The organism is Paraburkholderia tropica (assembly GCF_900109265.1).
Lineage (GTDB): Bacteria > Pseudomonadota > Gammaproteobacteria > Burkholderiales > Burkholderiaceae > Paraburkholderia > Paraburkholderia tropica.
This window is the reverse complement of sequence record NZ_FNZM01000002.1, coordinates 304,465-326,641: the sequence shown is the minus strand read 5'-3', so window position 1 is coordinate 326,641 and position 22,177 is coordinate 304,465. Positions and strand designations below refer to the sequence as shown.

The following is a 22,177-nucleotide window of genomic DNA, read 5'->3' as shown; positions in this document are numbered from 1 at the left end:
TCACTCGTGATGTTCGAGCGCGCGGAAGCCCGCGAGCGTGACGAGCGCGTCGCGCCGCGCGATCTGGTAGTCGGAGCGCACCATTTCCTTGACGAGCGAATGGAACGACGTGGTTGGACGCCAGCCGAGCTTTTCCTGCGCCTTGGTGGCGTCGCCGAGCAGCGTCTCCACTTCGGTCGGCCGGAAATAACGCGGATCGACGCGCACGATCACATTGCCCGGTTCGAGGCGCGTCTCGCGTCCTTCCACGTGCTCGACGATGCCCACTTCATCGACGCCATTGCCTTCGAAACGCACCGTCACGCCGAGTTCTTCCGCCGCCGTGCGCACGAAGTCGCGCACGCTGTACTGCACGCCGGTCGCGATCACGAAATCTTCCGGATGATCCTGCTGGAGCATGCGCCATTGCATATCGACGTAATCGCGCGCATGGCCCCAGTCGCGCATCGCCGAGAGATTGCCCAGATACAGCTCTTTTTGCAGGCCGACCGCGATACGCGCGATCGCACGCGTGATCTTGCGCGTGACGAACGTCTCGCCGCGCTGCGGCGACTCGTGGTTGAACAGAATGCCGTTGCACGCGTAGATGCCGTGCGCTTCGCGATAGTTCACCGTGGTCCAGTATGCGAACAGCTTCGCAACCGCATACGGGCTGCGCGGATAGAACGGCGTGGTCTCGCGCTGCGGCACTTCCTGCACGAGCCCGTAGAGTTCCGAGGTCGAGGCCTGATAGAAACGCGTCTTCTGCGTGAGGCCGAGAATGCGGATCGCTTCGAGAATGCGCAGCGTGCCGAGGCCGTCGGCGTTCGCCGTGTACTCGGGTTCCTCGAACGACACCGCCACATGGCTTTGCGCCGCGAGGTTGTAGATCTCGTCGGGCGCGACGCGCTGGATCACGCGCAGGAGCGCCGTCGAATCGGTGAGTTCGCCGTGATGCAGTTGAATGCCCTGCTCCGGGTCGTGCACGTCGCGATACAGATGATCGATCCGATCGGTGTTGAACAGCGACGAGCGGCGCTTGATGCCATGCACCTCGTAGCCCTTGCTCAACAGCAGTTCTGCCAGATACGACCCGTCCTGACCGGTGATGCCGGTGATCAACGCAACCTTCCGAGCCATCGTTCTCTCCTCGCGTCAAAGCGAAATGGATTGTTCGGCGCGCCGGCCGCCCGCATGCGGGCCGAGGCGCCGCTCACTTACCCTGCGATGCTTTCGTAACCGTAGTAGCCGCCGCGATAGCCGCCGCCGACGAATGCGCCCGTCTGCGGCACGTCCGTGAGCAGCACGCCGCACAGATTCACGCCGCCGTTGCGCAGCCGCTTGGCCGTCTCTTCCAGTTCGGAGAGCGGATGGCGGCCGTGCCGGATCGCGAGGAGCGTCGTGCCCGCATAACGCCCGATCACTGTCGAGTCGGTCACCGCGAGCACCGGCGGCGTATCGACGATCACGAGGTCGTACTTCGACTTCAGTTCTTCGAGCAGCCTTTCGAAACGCGCGCTCATCAGCAGCTCGGACGGATGCGCGTGCAGCGAGCCTTTTGCGAGCACGTCGAGACCCGGCAGCACTTCGCGCTGGATCGCCGCGTTCAGGTCGGCGCCGAGCAGCACATCGGAAAGGCCGGGCTGATGCGCGATGCCGAAGTGCGAGTGCACGTCGCCGCGCCGCATGTCGCCGTCGACGATCAACACGCGCTTGTTCACCGACGCGACCAGCGCCGCGAGATTGACCGAGAGGAACGATTTGCCGATGTCGGGCCGCGAGCCGGTGAGCATCACGATGTTGTTGCTCGCCTCGTTCAGCGACAGTTGCAGCGTGGTGCGCAGGCTGCGCACGCCTTCGACCGCGATGTCCTGCGGCGACTGCTGCGCAAGCACGTGCAGGCCGCGCCGGCGCGTCGCGACGTGATGTTGCAGACGCAGCTGCTTGTGGCTGCGCGGCACCACCGCGAAGACCGGCACGCCAAGCGCCGCTTCGAGTTCGTCGGGGCGCTCCACGCCGCCGTACAGCGACTTGCGCATGAAGGCGATCAGGATGCCCAGCACGATGCCCGCGCCGATCGACAGCACGATCACGAGCAGACGCTTCGGACGCACGGGATCGTCGGGCGCTTCCGCGAAGTCGACCACGCGCACGTCGCCGACCTGACCCGCCTTCGCCACGCGCAATTGCTGCGCGCTGTTCAGCAGGTTCGTGTAGAGCTCGGTATTCACGTGCACGTCGCGCAGCAGACGCACGGCCGCCTGTTCGGTATCGGGCAGACTCTTCACCTTGCCTTGCAGCGTGGCCTGCGAGCTGGCGAGCGCGGCGATCTGCGCATCGAGCGCGGCCACGGCCGGATGATGCTCGGTGAAGCGCTGCGCGAGTTCGGCGCGTTGCTGTTGCAGATCTTCGAGGCGCGTCTTGTTGTCCACGACCTGCTGAAGCAGCAGACGGCTTTCCTCGCCGAGATCGACGGTGCCGTGCTGGTTGCGGAAGTTGTTGTACTTCTGCTCGGCGTCGTCGAGCTGCTTGCGCAGTTGCGGCAACTGTTCGTCGAGGAACGCGAGCATATGCTCGGCTTCGGCCGAGCGGCTCTGCACGTCCTGGCGGATGAACTCGCGCGCCATGTTGTTGAGGATGTCGGCCGTGAGCTTGCTGTTGTGGCCTTCGAGGCTCGCGCGGATCACGCCCGACTGCAGCCCCACTTCGGACACGTCGAGCGCGCGTTGCAGGCGCTCGACGGTGGTGAGCGTGGAGGCGCGCGTGAGCGTGAACGGCGTGCCCGCGGGGCCGCTCAGGCTGTCGACGTGCAGCGAGATCGGACCGTCGGCCGTGTTGGCCGTCACGTCCTCGCCCACGCGGCCCTGCAGCAGCGCCGCGCCTTCGGCGTCGCGCAGCACGTACGCGCCGTCCTCGCCCGCGATCAGCGTGAAGTCCTGATCGTAGAGCGCGTCGGGCGTGTCGAAGCGCGACACCGCGATCGCGCCGCGTCCCCACGCGTAATTATTCGAGCGCAGGAACGACGGCAGCCGGATGCCCCAACTGCCGTTCTCCAAGCCCGCCAGCATACCGCCGAGCACGGGCATTTCGCGCGGCCGCGCCGCGATGTCCAGATGCAGCCGGTTCACGGTTTCCTGCGTGACGAGCCGCGACTTCAGCATCTCGATCTCGCCGTTGGCCGAAGTCTTTTCGTCGAACATGCCGTTGATCGGCGGCAGGCCCGGATCTTTCTTGCTGCTGTCCGTCTTGTCGACGAGATGGAACATCACGTCGGCGCGATACGTGGGCGTCGCGAGAAACGCGTAAGCCGCGCCCAGCAGCGTGACGGCGATCGTCACGACCACGATGGTGCGCCAGTTCGCGACGATCGTTTGCAGGTAGTCGCCCAGATACCGCTCTTCGGTGCTCACGGCGTAGCCGCCGTCAACATAGTTCATCGCCATCTTCCGTCTCCCGAGATCCGGTGAAGCCCATGCGCCGCACGTCGTCCGCGTGCGTTGCATGCGGGAGCCGCGCGGGGACCGGACCGCGCGGCTCCAGGGCCCGAGCGCTCAATACGCGTTCGGGCTGAACAGTCCGTGCGCAATCGTCGCCGCGATGATGCGCATGTCGAGCCAGAACGACCAGTGGCCCAGGTAGTAGAGATCGTGCGCCACGCGCAGCTCCATTTTTTCGAGCCGGTCGGTTTCGCCGCGAAAGCCGTTGACCTGCGCCCAGCCGGTGATGCCGGGCTTGATGCGGTAACGGTGGATGTAGCCCGTCACCACGCGCTGGTAGAGATCGTCGTGTTCGAGCGCGTGCGGACGCGGGCCGACCACCGACATGTCGCCGCGCAGCACGTTGTAGAACTGCGGCAGTTCGTCGAGACTCGTGCGGCGCAGGAACGCGCCCACGCGCGTCACGCGGCGGTCGCCGCGCGTGGCCTGGCTGAGCGTGCCGGCCGCCTCGCTGTGCACGCGCATCGTGCGGAACTTGTAGATCGTGAACACGCGCCCGTCCGCGCCTTTGCGCCGCTGCTTGAACAGCACCGGTCCCGGCGACGAAATCTTCACCGCCAGCGCAATGCCGAACAGCACCGGCATCAGGCTCACGAGCGCGCACGTTGCGAACACGCGGTCGAACACGGCCTTCTTGAACTGCGCGCTCGCGGGCAGCGGCGAGGCCACCAGATTGATCGCGGGCACGCCGAGCAGTTCGATCACGCTGCTGGTGTCGAACAGCGCGAGCGAACGCACATCCGGAATGAAGCGGATGTTCACGAGATCGTTGCGAAACTCGGTGACGAGACGCACCACCGTGCGCTCCTCGGCGAGCGAGAGTGCGAGCCACAATTCATGCACGTCGTGCTCGCGGATGAACTGCGCGAAGCCCTCGATGGTGTCGCACAAGGCGGCGCCGGTGCCGTTGCGCGGCGGCGTGTCGGGCACGGTGTTGTAGAGCGCCGTGGCGCGAAAGCCCGAGCCGGGTTCCGAATCGATGCGCCGCACGATCTCGTCGCATTGCGCCGCCGATCCCGCAATCGCCACCTGATGCAGATTCATGCCCGCGCGCCGCACGTGCGAGAGCACGCCATGCGCGATCACGCGCCACGCGATAAGCAGCCCGGCCGCCACCGCGGTCCAGTACGCGAACCACAGCCGCGACACCGCATCGACGTGATGCATGGTCGAGTACATGGCGATCAGCGCGCAGCCCTGCACGACGATCCACGCGAGCGCCACCTGGCCCGCCATCAGCGCCTTCGAGCGGCCGCGCCACGACTGATACAGTTCGAACGCCGGAAAGATCACGAGCGCGAACGCCGCCGCCAGCAACACAAACGCCTCGTTCATGCCGCGCGGCGCGAGATCGTCGAAACGGATCTGCGCCGCCACGCTCGCGCCGACGAACACCGCCGTCACGTCCAGCACTCTCGCCATCAGATTTTGAAGCTCGCGCATGTCGGTCACCTTGCCGATCGTGCCGGGCCGCTCAATTGCAGCGTCCGTAAGTGTCGTCGAAACGGACGATGTCGTCTTCGCCCAGATACGCGCCGGACTGCACCTCGATGATCTCGAGCGGCACCTTGCCGGGATTCTCGAGCCGATGGCGCGTGCCCAGCGGAATGTAGGTCGATTCGTTTTCGCTCAACAAAAAGGATTCCTCACCACGCGTGACGAGCGCGGTGCCGCGCACGACCGTCCAGTGTTCGGCGCGATGATGATGCAGTTGCAGCGAGAGCCGCGCGCCCGGCGTCACGACGATGCGCTTGACCTGAAAGCGCTCGCCATGATCGATCGAGTCGTAGAAGCCCCACGGGCGCTGCACCTTGCGGTGCGCGTCGGCTTCGGGCGCGTGCTGCGCCTTGATGCGCGCGACGAGCCCCTTCACGTCCTGCACTTTCGAGCGGTCGACCACGAGCACCGCGTCGGCGGTTTCGACCACCACGAGATTGGTCGTGCCCACGCACGCCACGAGCCGCCCTTCCGAATGCGCGTAGCTCGCCACGGCGCCTTCGAAGATCACGCGCCCGCGGCCCACGTTGCCCGCTTCGTCCTTGTCCATCGCGGCCCACACGGCGTCCCACGAACCGAGGTCGGACCAGCCCGCGTCGAGCGCGACCACCACGCCTTCGGGCGCCCAGCCGTTGCTGCCGGACAGACGCTCCATCACCGCATAGTCGATCGAGTCGGCCGGCGTGCCCGCGAAGGCTTGCGCGGACGGACGGAACACGTCGCCATCCTGCTGGCCGCCGACGAAGGACGCGAGACACGCCGCGTGCATGTCAGGCTGCAACGCGCGCAGCGCTTCGAGCCACACGCTCGCGCGCATCACGAAGATGCCGCTGTTCCACCAGTAGCCGCCTTGCGCCACGTATTGCGTGGCGAGTTCCGGCGCGGGCTTTTCGACGAAGCCGTCGATTCGATGCGCGCCCGCTTCGAGCGCCTCGCCGATGCGGATGTAGCCGAAGCCCGTTTCCGGCGAACGCGGCGGCACGCCGAGCGTGACGATGGCGCCGCGCTGCGCGTGGCGCGCGGCGCATTCGAGCGCGCGCTGCAAGGCCTTGACGTCGGCGATCGCGTGATCGGACGGCATCACGACGAGAATCGCATCGTCGCCGTTGGCGCTCGCGAGCGCGGCGCCGAGCGTGAGCGCGGGCGCAGTGTCGCGACGCGCGGGCTCGACGACGAGCCGCGCATCCATGCCGCACGCGTGCAACTGATCGGAGATCACGAATCGATGCGCCTCGCCGCACACCACGATCGGTGCGCCCGCGACCTGCCATTCGGGCGCGAAGCCGTCGAGACGATGCACGGTGGCCTGCAGCAGCGTGTCGCTGCCGACCACGCCGATCAACTGTTTCGGAAAGTGTTCGCGCGACATCGGCCACAAGCGCGTGCCCGAACCGCCGGCCAGCACGACGGGCACGATGCGCGTGCACGCGGTGTCCTCCGAGCGCGACGCTTGCGACATCGGCGTATCGGCCGTCGACGAAACCGGCGGCGACGACATCGGCTGCATCGGCGGCAAGGGAGCTTGAACCGTGGCCTGCTGAATCCCTGATCTTTGCATCATGTTCGGACTCCTGCATATCGGGCGGGATCGCCGTGTCTCGCGACAAGCGACCCGAAACCGCGAACAAGCGGCGGCAAAACGATATAGGCGATGGACGGCCGCGTCGGCGTGCGGGCAGGCGGCTATCGGACCTCTGGCTTGTGGCTCGGCCGCCGGGCGGCCGGCTCATGCGCCGCCGCGCCATACCGCGCAACCTCGCGCGGCATGCCGTCGAGCGGCCGCGAGGTTCATCCGCCGGCTTCCCGGCGGCTCTGCTCGCGATATTCGGAAGGTGAAATCATCATGCGTTTGCGGAAGATTTTCGCGAGACGGTCGCCGTTGCCCATGCCGGTACGGCGCGCGATCTTGTCGACCGGCAACTCCGAATCGGTGAGCAGACTGCAGGTGATCGCCAGCCGCGCATGCAATAGATAGTCTGATGGCGTGATGCCCATCTCCAGCTTGAAACGGCGCAGAAAATTACGCTCGCTCATCGCCGCAACCTGCGCGGCGTCGGCGATCGAAATGGTCCGCTGGCAGTTTTCCTGCAACCAGCGCGCGGCCGCCCTCACCTTGTCGGCGGGCGCGCTGCCGAGCGCATCGCCGAGAAACGGCAAGAGGTTGCCGCCCGAATCGGGCATCAGGCGCTCCGTCACGGCGCGCGCGACATCCACGCCGAGATCGCGTTTGACGAGCGTCAGCGCACTCTTCATCGACTCGAGCCGGTCGCCGGCGTCGCCGCCTGCGTCCTCACGCGTGTTCTGCATCGCGTAAGAGCCGAACTCGCGCTGCGTGCGCTGACCACACAGATTCGCGGCTTCGAGCAACGAACGCCCTTCACCGATCGGCCGGATGGTGGCGGTGTTCGCATGCACGTGACGCAGCCAAGCAATCAGGCGTTCATCGTTGGCCGCGGCGAACGCGCCCTTCCCGCCCGCAACGAACAGCGCGTCGAAGCCGACGTAGTGGCGCGCATCGAGACCATCCGTCCAGACGCGTACCGACGACGAGCAGGTGACGTTGCCGCCATCTGCGGAAAGAATGCTGACATCGTAAGGCGAGCGCCTGGCGGTATCGGACGACAATTCATTGGCGACATGAAACACTTCCGCCACGATACCGGCACCAAGCAACGAACAGCCATCGAAAAGCAGTATTGCGATATGACGCACTTCACGACTCACACCCGCGGTAACGAAATGCGGATGAGCAAACGACGGCAAATCCAGACTTGCGTATGCCATGCTTTTCCCCTAAACAGCCCCCGTCCTAGTGAAAAGTCCTGGTAATAGCATTCCGTGTGCAGTGCATCATAGGCAGATAAAAAATCGCGCAACGACGACTGACCGAAAGTGGCGAGACATTGGCGCATTTAGTCCGGTCGCGGACCGATTTGAAGCATGCACATTACGGCTTTTATCGGAAACAATCCGCCCCGGCGGGAAATCGCTCAATGTGATGAACGAAAGCCGGTGGTCCGCGGAATGGCTCAGATTAAAGCCTCGACAAACGCACCATTGATACGACGAATACTGCGAAGTTTTCCGATCTTTACGCCAGGCGCAGGATGGAATGAGGCGGGAACTCAAAGACAGTGCGCTGATTCGTCTGATTTAAAGACGTGAAACCAGGCTGAAAACGCCATTTCTCTGCGCACTGAGAGGATATTAGACGTTTTTAAATCAGGTTGCAGCGCACAATATCAGATAACCATTACAGTTGTTTTATCGATACGCATTGCCATATTGGTGTGAATTATGTTGGGCAACGCACAGAATTGCGCGAAATGACTGGAGCCTGGCGGCGCACGCTCATCGGCAGCCTTTAGGCTTGCCTTTTGATGCTTTTTTAACCCGCGAAACCGGGCGAGGAATCCGCCGATGAATGCCATGCGCTTTCTTACGATGTCCGCATTCGCGTGTTCGAGTGATGCGTGGCCGACACACAAATCGGGCGACAGGCGATCGATACGCGTAGCGGCTGTTGCGACGCACACGACTGCATTCATCGCACGAGACGTAGTGGCAGCGCCATCGACAGACGTATCGAGCTCATCGGTCCCTGACGCGCGGCTGACGAGCGGCTTCCGAACAACCCTCTCGCGGCGCATCGTGCATGCGTCGGCACAACGAGAGCGTTCGAAACATCAGCACGATAGCAATGCGCAACGCGACGCATGCTGCACATTGGCGTGCTTCAAGCTCGCGCGCTTCAAGTTCGCATTCTTCGCCATGACACTCGTGTTCGGCGTGCTGGCTTCAGCAAGCTGCCGCGCCGACGAAGCCGCCTCGTGCCGCAGCGCGCCGGGCAACGCCGCCGCGCCCGCGGGCGACGAACCGATCACGGCCGATACCCCGGGCAGCGACGGCACGCGTCTCTTTGCGCGCGGCAAGAGCGTGCGCATCGACGTGGTGACGCGCGCGAAAGGCGACGACAAGGTGCAATGGCGGATCGACGATACATGGAGCCGCACGCAGGCCAGCGGCAGTTTCGCCGTGACCGGCGGCACGCGCGTGACGACGCTCACCTGCACGCTGCCGCAAGCGGGTTATTTCGCATTTTCGGCGACGCTCGCGTCGATGGCTTCGGACCCCACCGGCAGCTTGCCTCAACGCGGCACGCGGCCGGCCGGCATCACGAGCTTCGGCGTGTTGCCCGACGTGAACGCCGTGCTGCCCGCGCCGCGTTACGCGCGGCAGGACCTGCATCGCTTCGGCGGCCAGGGCACCGCGTTCATCGCGCCAGGCCAGCATTGCTGCGGCGGCGACGGCTATCGTCCGCTCTATACCGATCTCGGCCTCTCGTGGGCCAACGACGAGCGCAAGTGGTACACGATGGAGCCGAACGGGCCGAACACCTTCGATCCGTCGAAGCCGCAACTCGCAAGCTGGTTCGAGCGAGGCGACATCATGCGGCTGATCCTGCTCGACGGCATTCCGAAATGGGCCGCGCCGCCCGACAAGGCCGCGCAGATCACCGACACCTTCACGCACAGCTACGCGCCCGCCTCGCAGGCCGCGCTGCGCGATTTCATGACGCGCGTGGGCACCGAGTCGGCGCGCGTGCGCGCGAAGACCTTTCCGCGCCAGTCGCGCAATTACTATCAGGTGACGTGGGAGCCCGACCCCGATGGCGGCCTGCCCTGGCGCGACACCGATGCGAATTTCGTCGCGACCTATGCGTCGGTGTATCAGGGCATTCACGCGACGGACCCGAACGGCGTCGTGATGGGGCTCACGTACTCGGGCGTCGGCGACAACGCGAAGTGGCTCAAACACTTCGCACAACTGGGTATTGCGCGCTATCTCGACGGCATGACGATCCACGGCTATTACGATTTCGGCACGAGTCCCTCGCATCCGCCCGAACGCGTGATCGATACAGGCGTCGGAAAAGGGCCCGCGCTGCCCACCGCGATGCGCGATCTGCGCGCGACCATGCGCGATCTGCTCAAGCCCGGCGCGCCGTTGTTCGTCACCGAAACCGGCATCAGCTACGACATCGGCAAGACCTACGGCCCGCACTATCCGGATGCGCAAACGCTCTACGCGCAAGGCGCGGTGGTCGCGCGCACGCATCTGATCATGCTCGGCGAAGGCGCGGACGTGACCTACGTGTTCTATTCGCAGGACATGCCGCAAACGTCGGCGGGCTATGGCGTGTTCTTCGAACTCGATCACGCGCAAGGCGCGTACGGCGCGGGCAACATCAGTCCGAAGCCCGCCGCGCTCGCGGTTGCGGCGATGACGCGTCTGGTCGACGGCACGATCACGCTCGGCCCGCTGCGCAACACGCCGCCGGGCGTCTATGCCTACGCGTTCGCGCGGCCCGACGGCAAGGTGATCACGGCGCTCTGGAGCCACGACGACGCGCGCTGGAGCGCGAGCGCCGGCTTCGACGCGAAGCGCGCGACCAACTGGACGTTGCAGGTGGACGCGCGCGGCAGCGCGGGCAACGTGAGCGTGTTCGACATGATGGGCAACGCGAGCACGATGAGCTACAAGGACGGCATGCTGCCGCTGAGCCTGACCGAATCGCCGGTCTACGTGGTGTCGGGCAACGCGGCCATCGCAAAAGCGAACGCGATCACGCCGGCGGGTTACGTCACGCGGTAGCGCTTGCGGAGGCCGCGCGGCCTCCGCCTTCATTTCGCGCCATTCCAATAGCTGGGATCGTGACGCCGATCGAACCGGCAAGGCAAGCGCGAATGCGCAACTTGGCCCGCGATAGCGAAACTTCGGCGGCAAACGACAGTGCGCCACGAAATTGACACGCCTAGACTGCTGTTGAACGCGCTGCGGCCTGCTTCGCCGGTTTCGTCCAGTCGTCCGCCACGCATACGAGGCGAGCGCGCGTCGGGTTGTGCCCTCTCCACTCCCACTGGACCGCTCGCTCATGCTGTCGCCAACCGAATTTCTCGACGTGGTGCGTCTCGCGCCGCTCGTCGCGATCGACCTGATCGTCGTGGACGCGCAAGGCCGCGTGCTGGTCGGCCAGCGGCGCAATCGTCCCGCGCGCGGCACATGGTTCGTGCCGGGCGGACGCATCCGCAAGGAGGAACGGCTCGACGCGGCGTTCACGCGCATCGTCGAAACGGAGCTGGGCATCGCGGGCATGCAACGCGCGGCGGCGCGCTTCGGCGGCGTGTACGAACACCTGTATCCGGATAATTTCGCGGCGGAGAACGGCATCGGCACGCACTATGTCGTGCTCGCCTACGCGTTCACGCTCGACAGCACGGTGCCGGTCGGGCGCTTCGATCAGCACAGTCAGTACGCGTGGCTCGCGCCCGAAGAATTGCTCGTGCGCGACGACGTGCATCCGAATACGAAGGCTTATTTTTCCTGAGCGATTGTTGTGGCGATGTGGCGATGTTGCCGGTGAAGGCGAACGCGCGCGAGCGCCAGGCGCGCGTTCGTGGGATGGCGTTTGCGTGAATGCGTTTGCGCGATCGCGTCTTCAGGTCGCCGTGAGCGGCGTGGCGAAGTCGTCGGCTGCGTCGGCGTCGGGTACATCGCGCACGAGATGCAGATCCGGCCCATCGTGCGGCGTGTGCGGCGTGTGCGGCTTGCGCGGCTCGCGCGCGGCCTGCGCCGTGTCACCCTCGTTGCCGTCGCTGCGCTCGCGCGCCCGTAGCCACGCGCCGAATGCCTCGCCCACTTCGGCGTGACGCAGCGCGTACTCGACGGTCGCCTGCAAGTAGCCGAGCTTGCTGCCGCAATCGAAGCGCCGCCCCGTGAAGCGATGCGCGAGCACCTGCTCGTCGGCGAGCATCGACTGGATCGCGTCGCTCAACTCCAGTTCCTCGCCCGGCGCGGGCCGCAAGCGGCGCAGATGATCGAAGATGCCCGGCATCAGCACATAGCGGCCGACCACGCCGAGCGTCGAAGGCGCCTCGTCGGGAGCGGGCTTTTCGACGATGCCGCACATGCGGAACACGTGCTCGTCCCACGCGCGCCCTTTGACGACGCCGTACGCGCCCGCATCCGCGCGCGCGATCTCCTCGACCGCGACGAGCGAGCAGTGATAGTGATCGAAGCGCCGCGCCATCTGCGTGAGCACGGGCGGCTGCGCGTCGATCAGATCGTCGGCGAGCAGCACGGCGAACGGTTCGTCGCCGATGATCTTCTGCGCGCACAACACCGCGTGGCCGAGCCCGAGCGGCTCCGGCTGGCGCACGAAAATGCACTCGACGTGCGACGGCTTGATGCTGCGCACGGTCGCGAGCAGTTCCGCCTTGCCGCGCGCTTCCAGCTCGCGCTCGATCTCATAGGACTTGTCGAAGTGATCCTCGATCGCGCGCTTGCCGCGACCCGTCACGAAAATCAGTTCGGTGATGCCGGCGGCCACCGCTTCCTCGACGGCGTACTGGATCAGCGGCTTGTCGACCACCGGCAGCATTTCCTTGGGGCTCGCCTTGGTGGCCGGGAGAAATCGCGTGCCGAGACCGGCAACCGGAAATACCGCCTTGCGCAGCTTGATCATGTTCGCCTCGCCGTTCGGTGGATCGCGCCGCCGGATACGCCGCGCGCGGGAGTTGCCGTGGGGTTTGCCGCTCCGTCGTGAGCCTCGCGCGATCGCCGCGCGGCGCTTGCCGGGTATCGATATTGCAGCGGCTCGCGCCGCGCCCGGTCACGAAGGATGCGAGGCCAGCTTAACCAGCGCATATCGAGCCATTCTGCCAATCTCTCGGCGTTTTCCGACTGCGGCGAGCGGCGCACGCGACACCACGCCTATCATGAACCCCAGTCAAACGTGGCGCGCGAGCGCCCCGAACAATGCAACGTACTCCTGCGAATCCATCCTTGCGCGAGGAACCGGCCATGCACATCGATCGGGTGATCTGCCGGCAAGCCGCCTTACGGACGCGCCCCCACCTTAAGCTGGCGACCATGGCCAAACGTATCGGCATCCTGGTTTTCGAGGGCTTTCCGCTCGGCGACGTGAGCCTGCTCGCCGACGTGTTTCGTATCGCGAACGATGCGGGCGTCGGGCCGCTGCCGGTCTATTCGCTCGCCGTGCTCTCGGAGGACGGCGGCAGCGTCGCGAGCGGATGCGGTCTGCGAATCTGGACCGATAGCGTGCACGGCCCGCTGCGCAACGGCTTCGATACGCTCTTCATCGCGGGCGGTCCCGGCGCCGAAGAGGCGCGCGAAAACGAGCGGCTGCTTGCGCGGTTGCAGGCGCTCGCGCCAAAGGTGCGCATCATTCGCGCGCTCGGCGAAGGACGCACCGTGCTCGCGGCCGCCGATGTCTCGTTTCTGCGCAGCGGCCTGATCGCGGCGGCGTCGGCGCAACGGCTGCGGCGCGCGCTCGAAGCGCATCACGCGTGCGCCTCGGTGGTCACGCCGCCCGAGGCGCTGATCGCCGCGCTCAAGGTGCTCAAGCGCAATCACGGCGTGGCGCTCGCGCAGCGCGTTTCGGACGATACGATGCCGGGCGCGTGGGAACGTCTCGGCCCGATGCTCGACGATGGCGAATCGGACAGCCCGAACGGCAAGATCAGCTCGGCCGCGCACTGGCTGCGCGAGAACTACCATCAGCCCATTTCGGTCGCCGACGCCGCGCGCGTCGCGCAAATGAGCATGCGCAACTTCCTGCGCCACTTCAAGACGCAGACCGGGCTCACGCCGTCCGAATATCTGCTGCGCGCGCGGCTCGACGCGAGTTGTCTGCTGCTCGCGCAAACCAATCTGCCGATCGACGAAATCGCGCAACGCTGCGGCGTGCCGCGCGGCGAGCGGCTTGCGCGGATCTTTCGACGCCGCCTGTCGATATCGCCCTCCGGCTATCGCGCGGTGAACCGGCGCGCGTCGAACGAGTGAGCGACAAACGCCATGCAAAACGCCGCGAGGTCGTGCAGACCGCGCGGCGTTTTTTGTGTCGCCATGGCGCCCTGAAAGCGCCTTCGCGTGAACCTGGTTACAGCATGCCCGAACCGAAGATCTCGGTGTGGATGCGCGCCGGATCGACACCGCGCGCCACGAGCGCTTCGCGCTGTGCGCGCATGAACGCGACCGGGCCGCAGAGGTAGTAGTCGGCATCCGGCAACATCACGTCGGCTTCGACGCGGCCGATGTCCAGACGGCCCTCGAAGTCGTAGTCGACGCCCGCGCGATCGTCAGCGCCGACCGCTTCGTAGAACACCACGCGCTTGAGGTTCGGATGCTCGGCGGCGCTGCGGCGCAGCCAGTCCTTGAACGCGTGCACGCGGCCGTTGCGGCAGGCGTGCACGAACGCGATCTTGCGCTCGCTGCGTTCCGCCAGCAGCGTGGCGAGCATCGACGTCATTGGCGTGATGCCAACGCCGCCGCTCATCAGCACGACCGGCGTGCTCTTCTTGCGGTCGAGCGTGAATTCGCCCATCGGCGCACTCACGTGCACGATCGTGCCCTCTTCGACATCGGCGTGCAGGATGTTCGAGACGTGGCCCGGTTGCGTGTCGGCGCGGCCATCCTCGCGCTTGACCGAAATGCGCAGCCAGCGGCCGTGCGGCGCATCGGAGAGGCTGTACTGGCGCGGCTGATCGACGCCCAACTGGTCGACGTAGCGCGTCACGCTCACGTACTGGCCCGGTTCGAAGCCACCCGCGCTCGCGCCGTCGGCCGGCGCCAGATAGAACGAGGTGATTTCGTCGCTCTCGACCTGCTTGCGCATCACCTTGAACGGACGGAAACCGCTCCACGACGCGGCTTCATAGAGCTTCGCCTCGGCGCCGATCATGATGTTCGCAAGCTGCTCGTAGGCCACGGCCCAGGCGTCGAGCGTCGGCTGATCGACCGCCTCGCCGAGCACGTCGACGACCGCCCCCAGCAAATGGCGACCGACGATCGGATAGTGCTCAGGACGGATGTTCAGGCTCGCGTGCTTGTGCGCGATGTGCGTGACCGCGCCGCCGAGCGCGCCCAGATTGTCGATATTGGCCGCGTACGCATAGACGGCGCGCGCGAGCGTTTCGGGCTGGCTGCCGCTCTTCTGGTGCGTCTGGTTGAAGATGTTCTTCAGTTCCGGATGCGCGTTGAACATGCGCTGGTAGAAGTGCTTCGTGATCGTCGTGCCGTGCTCGGCGAAAACGGGCGCGGTGGCCTTGACTCGGGCAATCTGGTCGGCGGTGAGCGCAGTCATGTGCGGCTTCTCCTCGTTAAAGATGTACGTACAATACATCTTTAACGAGGACGCGCTAACCCAGGCATTTTGTCGCACCCTGCGACAGATAATCCGACGCATCCACGAAATTAAGGGTGCGACCATAACGTGGACTGATGCAGCGCGCGACGATCGTGTGCCGCTGTTCAGGACGTCCGCGATTGCTCGCCGACTCAGCCTATTCGTTCGAGAATTCGGCGCCGCGTGCTGCGCCGCGGTCGTGACGCCAGTACACATCGTCGCCTCCCGCCGCGCGGTTGAGCACGCGTGAAAGCACGAACATCAGATCCGAAAGCCGGTTCACGTAGCGACGCGGCGCCGCCTCGATCGCCGCGCCCGACTCGCCGAGCGCCACGATTGCCCGTTCCGCGCGGCGGCAGGCCGTGCGGCACACGTGCGCGAGCGCGGCGGGACGCGAGCCGCCTGGCAGAATGAATTCCTTGAGCGGCGGCAGCGTGGCGTTCCAGGCCGCGAGCCAGTCGTCGAGGCGAGCCAGATGCGTGTCGGTCACCATCGTGTGGCCGGGCATGCAGAGTTCGCCGCCCAGATCGAACAGGTCGTGCTGGATCGCGACGAGCGCGGCGCGCACGTCGTCGGGCAGCGGCTCGCACAGCAGCACGCCAATCTGCGAATTGAGTTCGTCGACGTCGCCGATCGCCGCAATACGCGCGTCGTCCTTGCTGACGCGGCTGCCGTCGCCGAGTCCCGTCGTGCCGTCGTCGCCGGTGCGCGTGGCGATCTTGCTCAGGCGATTGCCCATCGTGTTTCTCCCAAAACGTAGATTCCGTAGATGCCGTCGATGCGCGAACCCGTCGTGCATCGACCGGATTGCGGCAGCATGTGCGCGGCTCATTATAGATAGGGCTGTGCGACCCGCCGCTGCCCGTCGTGCAGTGCAGCATGCGCCCGCGCGCGCCGACCGAGGCGCAAACGCGTACGCGAACGTTCAGCGTAAAATGAAACGCACCAGTTAGCACGACCCACACGCATAGAGGCCGGTCTGCGCGATCGGCCACGCCAACGAAGGAGACACCCGCGTGAATCATCCCGCGCCGCCGGCTCTCGCACGCCGCCCGTTCCCCGCCGAACTCCTCGACGCCTTGCGCAGCGCTTTCGGCGAGCGCGTCTCGACCGCCGAAGCCGTGCGCGCCCATCATGGCCGCGACGAGTCGCGTTTCGACCCGCAACTGCCCGACGCCGTGGTGTTCGCGCAGAGCACCGAAGACGTGCAAACCATCGTCAAGCTGTGCGCGCGCCACCAGGTGCCGATCATTCCGTACGGCAACGGCTCCTCGCTCGAAGGCCATCTGCTGGCCGTGCAAGGCGGCGTATCGATCGACCTCTCGCAAATGAACCGCGTGCTCTCGATCAACGCCGAAGACCTCACCGTCACCGTCGAGCCCGGCATTTCGCGCAAGCAGCTCAATGAAGCGCTGCGCGACACCGGCCTGTTCTTCCCGATCGACCCGGGCGCGGATGCGAGCATCGGCGGCATGTCGGCGACGCGGGCCTCGGGCACCAACGCCGTGCGCTACGGCACGATGCGCGAGAACGTACTGGGCCTGACCGCCATCCTCGCGGACGGCCGAGTGATCAAGACCGGCACGCGCGCGCGCAAGTCGTCGGCGGGCTACGACCTCACGCGCCTGTTCGTGGGCTCCGAAGGCACGCTGGGCGTGATCACCGAAATCACCGTGCGCCTGTATCCGCAGCCGGAAGCGGTGTCGGCGGCGGTGTGCGCGTTTCCCTCGATGGCCGAAGCCGTGCGCGCCGTGATCGAAACGATTCAGATGGGCGTGCCGATCGCACGCGTGGAATTCATCGACGCGCTCGCGGTGCGCGCAATCAACAAGCATTCGAACCTCGGCCTGCGCGAGAAGCACACGTTGTTCTTCGAGTTTCACGGCACCGAAGCGGGCGTGGCCGAACAGGCGCAAACCGTGCAGGAACTGGCGGCGCAAAACGGCGGCGAAGGGTTCGAATGGGCCACGCGCCCCGAAGACCGCAGCCGCTTGTGGAACGCGCGTCACAGCGCCTACTTCGCGATGCTGCAACTCAAACCCGGCTGCCGCGCCGTGACCACCGACGTCTGCGTGCCAATCTCGCGCCTCGCCGAATGCGTGGCGGAAACCGAAGCCGACCTGAAGGCCTCGGCGCTGCCCTGCCCGATCGTGGGCCACGTGGGCGACGGCAACTTCCACGTGGCGATCCTGATCGACCCCGACAAGCCCGACGAAATCGACGAGGCCGAACGCCTGAACCATCGCATCGTGCAGCGCGCGATCCGCATGGACGGCACCTGCACGGGCGAGCACGGCGTGGGGCTGCACAAGATGGACTTCCTCGTGGAAGAGCACGGCGCCGATACCGTCGACACCATGCGCGCCATCAAGCATGCGCTCGATCCGCATAATCTGATGAATCCCGGCAAGATTTTCAGCTGGGCGGCGTAAGCTGGCTGGTTGGTGCACGCGTTGCAAGCGTCGCAATGCGAGGCGCGCCGCGAGACGCGCGCCCGCCAAGTCTGCAGCGCCCGCCAAGTCTGCAGCGGCTGACACGACAGAGACGACTGACACGGCTGCGGCCAGCGCAGTAGCATCGGCAGCTACCGCCGCCGCACGCGGCGAACCCCACGAGCAGGAGGAGACATGAACGCACCCGAGGCGAAGATGCCCGAACTCTCGCCCGAAGCCCTCGCGCAGCGGCAGCGCGAGGTGGTTCAGGCACTGATGGCGGTGCTGCCCGCGCATTGCCTGCTGCACCGGGAAGAAGACACCGTGGCCTACGAGTGCGACGGCCTCGCGGCCTACCGGCGCCTGCCGCTCGCGGTGGCATTGCCGGAAACCGAGTCGCAGGTCCAGCGCATCGTGCAGATCTGCCGACGCCTCGACGTGCCGATCGTGCCGCGCGGCGCGGGCACGGGCCTGTCCGGCGGCGCCATGCCGATCCGCCACGGCATCGTGCTTTCGCTCGCGCGCTTCAAGCGCATTCTCGAAGTCGATCCTTACGCACGCACGGCCACCGTACAGCCGGGCGTGCGCAATCTGGCCGTTTCCGAGGCGGCCGCGCCTTACGGTCTCTATTACGCGCCCGATCCGTCGTCGCAGATCGCCTGCACGATCGGCGGCAATGTTTCCGAAAACTCGGGCGGCGTGCACTGCCTCAAGTACGGCCTCACCGTGCATAACGTGCTGCGCGTGCGCGCGGTCACGATGGACGGCGAGATCGTGGAGTTCGGCTCGCTCGCGCTCGACGCGCCGGGGCTCGATCTGCTCGCAGTCATGATCGGCAGCGAAGGCATGTTCGCCATCGTGACCGAAGTGACGGTCAAGCTGATCCCGCGTCCGCAGACCGCGCAGGTCATCATGGCGAGCTTCGACGACGTGGTGAAAGGCGGCGACGCCGTGGCCGGCATCATCGCGTCCGGCATCATTCCCGCCGGTCTCGAAATGATGGACAAACCCGCCACGCGCGCCGTGGAGGAATTCGTGAAAGCGGGCTACGACCTCGACGCAGCCGCGATCCTGCTGTGCGAGGCCGACGGCACGCCCGAGGAAGTCGCCGACGAAATCGCGCGCACGACCGTCGTGTTGCGCGAACATGGCGCGACGCGTATCCAGATCTCGCGCACCGAGGAAGAACGCCTGCGCTTCTGGTCGGGCCGCAAAAACGCCTTCCCCGCCGCCGGGCGCATCTCGCCCGACTATTACTGCATGGACGGCACGGTGCCGCGCCGCGCGATTGGGCCGCTGCTCGCGCGCATCCACGAAATGGAGGCGCAGTACCGGCTGCGCTGCATCAACGTGTTCCACGCGGGCGACGGCAACATGCACCCGCTGATTCTCTTCAACGGCAACGATCTCGACGAATGGCACCGCGCCGAGGCCTTTGGCGCCGATATCCTCGAAACCTGCGTCGAACTGGGCGGCACGGTCACGGGCGAGCACGGCGTGGGGATCGAAAAGATCAATTCGATGTGTGTGCAGTTCTCGCCCCAGGAGCGTGATGCGTTCCATGCCGTAAAGCACGCGTTCGACCCGGCGGGCCTGCTCAATCCCGATAAAGGCATCCCCACGCGCGCGCGCTGCGCCGAATACGGCCGCATGCACGTGCGCGGCAATCTGCTGCCGCATCCCGATCTGCCGCGTTTCTGAGCCGCGCGCCGACGCGGGCGCGCGCCGCGCTGCGGCGGCTTCATCGAGCCTGCGCGGCAGCAGCCACACGGGACGATGCGAGGAGGCACGCGGCTGCGCACGCCGAATCGGCCCGCTCGGCATGCGCAGCGCATGCGCTTTGCGGGGTGTCATGCGCGCCGGGTCGCGCCCTCGGTCAACCACCCTTGCGAACGCGCGCCATGCGGGCCTGCCCCGGGTTGTCAGCACGGGGCGCGTCAGTACAATCGAACGCACCACAACGACAAACGCGCCATGGACGACATGGAAGAAGAGGACATCGTCGCGAGCTGGTCCGAGCGCATTCGCGCGGCGACCGCCGACGGCCAGCCGCTGCGTATTCGCGGCGGCGGCACGAAAGACTGGTATGGCCAGGCGCTCGAAGGCGAGGTGCTCGACACGCGCGCGCACCGCGGGATCGTCGCCTACGATCCCGCCGAACTGGTGGTCACGGCGCGCGCGGGCACGCCGCTGCTGGAGATCGAACAGACACTGGCGGCGCGCGGCCAGATGCTGGCGTTCGAGCCGCCCCACTTCGGCACCCAGGCCACGCTCGGCGGCTGCGTTGCCGCGGGCCTCGCCGGGCCCCGGCGTGCTGCGGCAGGCGCGGCGCGCGACTTCGTGCTGGGCGCCGTGGTCATGAACGGCCACGGCGAGGTGCTGCACTTCGGCGGCCAGGTCGTAAAGAACGTGGCGGGCTACGACGTGGCGCGGCTCATGGCGGGGTCGCTCGGCACGCTCGGCCTCATGCTCGAACTCTCGGTCAAGGTACTGCCGGTGCCGCAGGCCGAAACCACGCTGCGCTTCGACATGAACGGCACCGACGCCGTGCGCAAGCTCAACGAATGGGGCGGCCGCCCGCTGCCGATGACGGCCAGCGCCTGGCGCAACGGCACGCTGGCCGTGCGTCTGGCGGGCGCCGAAGCCGCCGTGAAGTCCGCGCGCACCGCGCTCGGCGGCGAGGTGGTGGACGCCGTGGAAGCCGAACGCTTCTGGGCGGGCCTGCGCGAGCAAACCGACCCGTTTTTCGCCTCCATCGCGCCCAATGCCGCGCTCTGGCGTCTCGCACTGCCCTCGATCGCCGAGCCGCTGCAATTGCCCGGCGCGCAGTTGATGGAATGGGGCGGCGCGCAGCGCTGGTGGATTACCGAAACCGACGCGCAGACGGTCCGCATCACCGCCAAGCAGGCGGGCGGCCACGCCACGATGTTCCGCACCGGGCACGAGTACGACCGCAGCGCGGGCGTGTTCACGCCCCTGCCCGCGCCACTGATGAAGATCCATCGCGGCCTGAAAGCCGCGTTCGACCCGGCCCGCATCTTCAATCGCGGCCGCCTGTATTCCGACTTCTGACCTGACCATCACGCGGCGATGCAGACGAACCTCGCGGACTTCATTCGCAACACCCCCGACGGCGACGAAGCCGACGCGATCCTGCGCAAGTGCGTGCATTGCGGCTTCTGCACCGCGACCTGCCCGACGTACCAGTTGCTCGGCGACGAACTCGACGGCCCGCGCGGGCGCATCTATCTGATGAAACAGATGGTGGAAGGCGCGACGGTCTCGAAAAGCACGCTCACGCACCTCGACCGCTGCCTCACCTGCCGCAGTTGCGAGACGACCTGCCCCTCGGGCGTGCAGTACGGCCGGCTCGTGGAAATCGGCCGCAAGCTCGCCGAAGAGCGCGTGCCGCGCCCGCTGCGCCAGCGTCTGACCCGGCGTTTTCTGGCGGGCTTCCTGCCGCGCCGCATGCTGTTTTCGCCGGCCATGCGCTTCGCCCAGCAAGTGCGCGCCCTGCTGCCGCGACGGCTGCGCGACAAGGTGCCGGTGCGCCAGCGCCCGCTCGCCTGGCCGACCGCGAAACACGCCCGCAAGATGCTGATGCTCGCCGGTTGCGTGCAGCCTTCGATGATGCCCAACATCAACGTGGCCACGGCGCGCGTGCTCGACGCGCTGGGCATCGAAACCGTGGTGGCCCCGCAGGCGGGCTGCTGCGGCGCGATCCGTCTGCACATGGGTTACGCCGACGACGCCCTGAACGACGTGCGCGCGAACATCGACGCCTGGTGGCCGCATATCGAGCAAGGCGTGGAGGCGATCGTGATGAACGCCTCCGGCTGCGGCGCGACGGTCAAGGAATACGCGCACCTGATGCGCCACGACCCCGTCTACGCGGAGAAGGCGCGGCGGGTTGCGGAACTCACGCGCGACCTGGCCGAGATCCTGCCGCCATTCGAGGACCAGTTGCTCGCGGCCACGCGGCGGCGCGGCATTCATACCGTGGCGTACCACCCGCCCTGCACGCTGCAACACGGCCAGCAGTTGCGCGGCGGCGTGGAGCACGTGCTGCGCGCGCTCGGGCTCGACGTGCGTCTGCCCGTGGACAGTCACCTGTGCTGCGGCTCCGCGGGCACCTATTCGATCACGCAGCCGCGCCTCTCGTACACACTGCGCAATCAGAAGGTGGATCGGCTCAAGGCGCTGGAGCCGCAACTGATCGTCTCGGCCAACATTGGCTGTATCGCACACCTGCAAAGCGGCACGGCGATTCCGGTCACGCACTGGATTGAGTTGATCGAACATATGCTGGCGGCGAATTGAGGCCGGCAAGGCGCCGGACGTCGAAAAAACACGTCCCAGCGTAGCGATTCGCCGATCGCGCCAACAGTCGGCCGGATGGCGTAGGAGCCAATCCGTCAGGGCTCGCGACGCCGATGCGCACCGTCAGAAATTGCCCCCCGCATGACGCCGAAAAGCCCTACGTCTTTCGGCGGAGGTTTCGCGGCCCGGCGCAGTCCGTATAATTGCCTTCGTTCGTTTCATGTGCGCCGTAACGGCCGCGGGCA

General features: G+C 66.4%; 15 protein-coding genes and 1 pseudogene. 7 read left to right on the top strand and 9 right to left on the bottom strand.

From position 1 onward, the window contains the following. From gmd to BMY06_RS38430, 6 genes are all read right to left on the bottom strand, one after another. A complete protein-coding gene (gene gmd / locus BMY06_RS03835) occupies positions 1-1,119 on the bottom strand; it encodes a GDP-mannose 4,6-dehydratase (protein WP_065065078.1) in 1,119 nt (372 codons plus the stop codon). A gap of 77 nt (positions 1,120-1,196) precedes the next feature. Then, entirely contained in the window at positions 1,197-3,422 is a 2,226-nt protein-coding gene (locus tag BMY06_RS03830) for a polysaccharide biosynthesis tyrosine autokinase (RefSeq protein WP_074981576.1), read from the bottom strand. A gap of 108 nt (positions 3,423-3,530) precedes the next feature. Continuing rightward, positions 3,531-4,919 (bottom strand): undecaprenyl-phosphate glucose phosphotransferase, encoded by a 1,389-nt coding sequence (locus BMY06_RS03825; protein ID WP_074981756.1) that lies wholly within the window; start codon positions 4,917-4,919, stop codon positions 3,531-3,533. A gap of 31 nt (positions 4,920-4,950) precedes the next feature. Further along, a complete protein-coding gene (locus BMY06_RS03820; protein ID WP_074981754.1) occupies positions 4,951-6,432 on the bottom strand; it encodes a mannose-1-phosphate guanylyltransferase/mannose-6-phosphate isomerase in 1,482 nt (493 codons plus the stop codon). A gap of 329 nt (positions 6,433-6,761) precedes the next feature. Then, positions 6,762-7,757, bottom strand: coding sequence for a GlxA family transcriptional regulator (locus BMY06_RS03815; protein WP_065065081.1), 996 nt, complete (start codon positions 7,755-7,757; stop codon positions 6,762-6,764). Between the two features lie 458 nt (positions 7,758-8,215). Continuing rightward, complete coding sequence (locus tag BMY06_RS38430; RefSeq protein ID WP_124261797.1) at positions 8,216-8,521, bottom strand: hypothetical protein; 306 nt, start codon at positions 8,519-8,521, stop codon at positions 8,216-8,218. A 223-nt stretch (positions 8,522-8,744) separates the two neighbouring features. Here BMY06_RS38430 and BMY06_RS03810 point away from each other — a divergent pair, with 223 nt between their 5' ends. Both BMY06_RS03810 and BMY06_RS03805 read left to right on the top strand, forming a co-directional pair. Continuing rightward, a complete protein-coding gene (locus tag BMY06_RS03810; RefSeq protein ID WP_143064401.1) occupies positions 8,745-10,628 on the top strand; it encodes a hypothetical protein in 1,884 nt (627 codons plus the stop codon). A 280-nt stretch (positions 10,629-10,908) separates the two neighbouring features. Beyond that, a complete protein-coding gene (locus BMY06_RS03805; protein ID WP_065065084.1) occupies positions 10,909-11,361 on the top strand; it encodes a GDP-mannose mannosyl hydrolase in 453 nt (150 codons plus the stop codon). A 273-nt stretch (positions 11,362-11,634) separates the two neighbouring features. Here BMY06_RS03805 and galU read toward each other — a convergent pair. After that, positions 11,635-12,498: pseudogene (galU, locus tag BMY06_RS03800) on the bottom strand (UTP--glucose-1-phosphate uridylyltransferase GalU); the annotation flags it as partial. Positions 12,499-12,905: 407 nt separating this feature from the next. Here galU and BMY06_RS03795 point away from each other — a divergent pair. Beyond that, the gene (locus BMY06_RS03795; RefSeq protein WP_231957756.1) at positions 12,906-13,838 is read left to right on the top strand and encodes a GlxA family transcriptional regulator; all 933 of its coding nucleotides are present in this window, start codon (positions 12,906-12,908) and stop codon (positions 13,836-13,838) included. A gap of 97 nt (positions 13,839-13,935) precedes the next feature. Here the strand turns inward: BMY06_RS03795 and hmpA are convergent, their stop codons facing one another. Further along, positions 13,936-15,138 (bottom strand): NO-inducible flavohemoprotein, encoded by a 1,203-nt coding sequence (hmpA, locus tag BMY06_RS03790; RefSeq protein ID WP_065065086.1) that lies wholly within the window; start codon positions 15,136-15,138, stop codon positions 13,936-13,938. A gap of 199 nt (positions 15,139-15,337) precedes the next feature. Beyond that, positions 15,338-15,919 (bottom strand): cob(I)yrinic acid a,c-diamide adenosyltransferase, encoded by a 582-nt coding sequence (locus BMY06_RS03785; protein ID WP_074981574.1) that lies wholly within the window; start codon positions 15,917-15,919, stop codon positions 15,338-15,340. Between the two features lie 277 nt (positions 15,920-16,196). Between BMY06_RS03785 and BMY06_RS03780 the strand changes: the two genes are divergently transcribed. From BMY06_RS03780 to glcF, 4 genes are all read left to right on the top strand, one after another. Further along, positions 16,197-17,612: an FAD-binding oxidoreductase gene (locus BMY06_RS03780; protein ID WP_074981573.1), complete on the top strand. Its 1,416-nt coding sequence runs from the start codon at positions 16,197-16,199 to the stop codon at positions 17,610-17,612. Positions 17,613-17,807: 195 nt separating this feature from the next. Next, positions 17,808-19,313 (top strand): FAD-linked oxidase C-terminal domain-containing protein, encoded by a 1,506-nt coding sequence (locus BMY06_RS03775; protein ID WP_065065089.1) that lies wholly within the window; start codon positions 17,808-17,810, stop codon positions 19,311-19,313. Positions 19,314-19,595: 282 nt separating this feature from the next. Beyond that, the gene (gene glcE / locus BMY06_RS03770) at positions 19,596-20,684 is read left to right on the top strand and encodes a glycolate oxidase subunit GlcE (RefSeq protein ID WP_074981753.1); all 1,089 of its coding nucleotides are present in this window, start codon (positions 19,596-19,598) and stop codon (positions 20,682-20,684) included. Between the two features lie 18 nt (positions 20,685-20,702). Further along, complete coding sequence (glcF, locus tag BMY06_RS03765) at positions 20,703-21,932, top strand: glycolate oxidase subunit GlcF (RefSeq protein ID WP_065065090.1); 1,230 nt, start codon at positions 20,703-20,705, stop codon at positions 21,930-21,932. Positions 21,933-22,177 lie beyond the last annotated feature (245 nt).